At 50.3% G+C, this 3,102-nt stretch carries 1 rRNA gene; it reads left to right on the forward strand.

The annotated features are described in order from the left end of the window. Nucleotides 1-196: 196 nt before the first annotated feature. Nucleotides 197-3,069 (forward strand): 23S ribosomal RNA (locus tag ACUJB0_RS31645). Nucleotides 3,070-3,102: the final 33 nt, after the last annotated feature.

The following is a 3,102-nucleotide window of genomic DNA, read 5'->3' on the forward strand; positions in this document are numbered from 1 at the left end:
TTTAGGTTTGATCTTTTAGAGATCAAGTGCTGTACGTTCTTTAACAATCTGGAAGAAGTAAGTAAATTTTTATTGATCGCAAGCGCCGACAGGCGAATGCGATGGGTAATGATTGTATGTATCAACAAACGCAACAACGTAGTACTTCTTATTTCTATAACCGCTCCTTGTTTAGTCGCAGGGGCTAACGTTATAGGGACAAGTGAATAAGTGCACATGGTGGATGCCTTGGCGATTACAGGCGATGAAGGACGTAGTAGCTTGCGATAAGCTGCGGGGAGCTAGCAAACAAGCTTTGATCCGCAGATTTCCGAATGGGGAAACCCGGCCTTTTAGGTCATTGCATACTGAATACATAGGTATGCAAAGCGAACGCGGCGAACTGAAACATCTAAGTAGCTGCAGGAAAAGAAATCAACCGAGATTCCCAAAGTAGTGGCGAGCGAAATGGGATGAGCCTGCACGTTTTAGCATGACGCATAGAAGAATCCTCTGGAAATAGGAGCCATAGCGGGTGATAGCCCCGTATTCGAAATGCGATGTGTGGAACTAAGCGTGCGACAAGTAGGGCGGGACACGAGAAATCCTGTCTGAATATGGGGGGACCATCCTCCAAGGCTAAATACTCGTAATCGACCGATAGTGAACCAGTACCGTGAGGGAAAGGCGAAAAGAACCCCGGGAGGGGAGTGAAATAGATCCTGAAACCGTGTGCATACAAACAGTAGGAGCGGACTTGTTCCGTGACTGCGTACCTTTTGTATAATGGGTCAGCGACTTACATTCAGTGGCAAGGTTAACCAGATCGGGAAGCCGTAGAGAAATCGAGTCCGAACAGGGCGATAGTCGCTGGGTGTAGACCCGAAACCAAGTGATCTACTCATGGCCAGGATGAAGGTGCGGTAACACGCACTGGAGGTCCGAACCCACTAATGTTGAAAAATTAGGGGATGAGCTGTGGGTAGGGGTGAAAGGCTAAACAAACTTGGAAATAGCTGGTTCTCTCCGAAAACTATTTAGGTAGTGCCTCAAGTATCACCATCGGGGGTAGAGCACTGTTATGGCTAGGGGGTCATCGCGACTTACCAAACCATTGCAAACTCCGAATACCGATGAGTGCGAGCTTGGGAGACAGACGTCGGGTGCTAACGTCCGGCGTCAAGAGGGAAACAACCCAGACCGCCAGCTAAGGTCCCAAAGATTGGCTAAGTGGAAAACGAAGTGGGAAGGCTAAAACAGTCAGGATGTTGGCTTAGAAGCAGCCATCATTTAAAGAAAGCGTAATAGCTCACTGATCGAGTCGTCCTGCGCGGAAGATGTAACGGGGCTAAGCCAGTCACCGAAGCTGCGGATATCCGTAAGGATATGGTAGGAGAGCGTTCTGTAAGCCTGCGAAGGTGTCTTGTAAAGGATGCTGGAGGTATCAGAAGTGCGAATGCTGACATGAGTAGCGATAATGGGGGTGAAAAGCCCCCACGCCGTAAGCCCAAGGTTTCCTGTTCAACGTTCATCGGAGCAGGGTGAGTCGGCCCCTAAGGCGAGGCAGAGATGCGTAGCTGATGGGAAGCAGGTTAATATTCCTGCACCGTCGTATGATGCGATGGGGGGACGGATCGCGGAAGGTTGTCTGACTGTTGGAATAGTCAGTTTCTGCTTCATAGAAGGTGCTTAGGCAAATCCGGGCACGTAATTCAAGGGAGTGGGACGAGGCACTTAGGTGCTGAAGCAATCGGAAGTGGTTCCAAGAAAAGCCTCTAAGCTTCAGTCATACGAGACCGTACCGCAAACCGACACAGGTGGGCGAGATGAGTATTCTAAGGCGCTTGAGAGAACTCGGGAGAAGGAACTCGGCAAATTGGTACCGTAACTTCGGGAAAAGGTACGCCCTTGTAGCTTGGCTGATTTACTTCAGTAGGGCGAACGGGTTGCAATAAACTGGTGGCTGCGACTGTTTAATAAAAACACAGCACTCTGCAAACACGAAAGTGGACGTATAGGGTGTGACGCCTGCCCGGTGCTGGAAGATTAAATGATGGGGTGCAAGCTCTTGATTGAAGTCCCAGTAAACGGCGGCCGTAACTATAACGGTCCTAAGGTAGCGAAATTCCTTGTCGGGTAAGTTCCGACCTGCACGAATGGCGTAACGATGGCCACACTGTCTCCTCCCGAGACTCAGCGAAGTTGAAGTGTTTGTGATGATGCAATCTACCCGCGGCTAGACGGAAAGACCCCATGAACCTTTACTGTAGCTTTGCATTGGACTTTGAATCAATCTGTGTAGGATAGGTGGGAGGCTTTGAAGCGGGGACGCCAGTTCTCGTGGAGCCATCCTTGAAATACCACCCTGGTTCATTTGAGGTTCTAACCTTGGCCCGTTATCCGGGTCGGGGACAGTGCATGGTAGGCAGTTTGACTGGGGCGGTCTCCTCCTAAAGTGTAACGGAGGAGTTCGAAGGTACGCTAGGTACGGTCGGACATCGTGCTAATAGTGCAATGGCATAAGCGTGCTTAACTGCGAGACTGACAAGTCGAGCAGGTACGAAAGTAGGACATAGTGATCCGGTGGTTCTGTATGGAAGGGCCATCGCTCAACGGATAAAAGGTACTCTGGGGATAACAGGCTGATTCCTCCCAAGAGTTCATATCGACGGGGGAGTTTGGCACCTCGATGTCGGCTCATCACATCCTGGGGCTGTAGCCGGTCCCAAGGGTATGGCTGTTCGCCATTTAAAGTGGTACGTGAGCTGGGTTTAAAACGTCGTGAGACAGTTTGGTCCCTATCTGCCGTGGGCGTTGGAAATTTGAAGGGGGCTGCTCCTAGTACGAGAGGACCGGAGTGGACAGACCTCTGGTGTACCGGTTGTCACGCCAGTGGCATTGCCGGGTAGCTAAGTCTGGAAGAGATAACCGCTGAAAGCATCTAAGCGGGAAACTTGCCTTAAGATGAGATTTCCCAGAGCCTTGAGCTCTTTGAAGGGTCGTTCGAGACCAGGACGTTGATAGGTCAGGTGTGGAAGTGCAGTAATGCATTAAGCTAACTGATACTAATTGCCCGTACGGCTTGTCCCTATAACCTTAGCAGGTTATGGTGAATGAGAAGTA

It is taken from the genome of Duganella caerulea, assembly GCF_040362985.1.
Lineage (GTDB): Bacteria > Pseudomonadota > Gammaproteobacteria > Burkholderiales > Burkholderiaceae_D > Rugamonas > Rugamonas vulcania.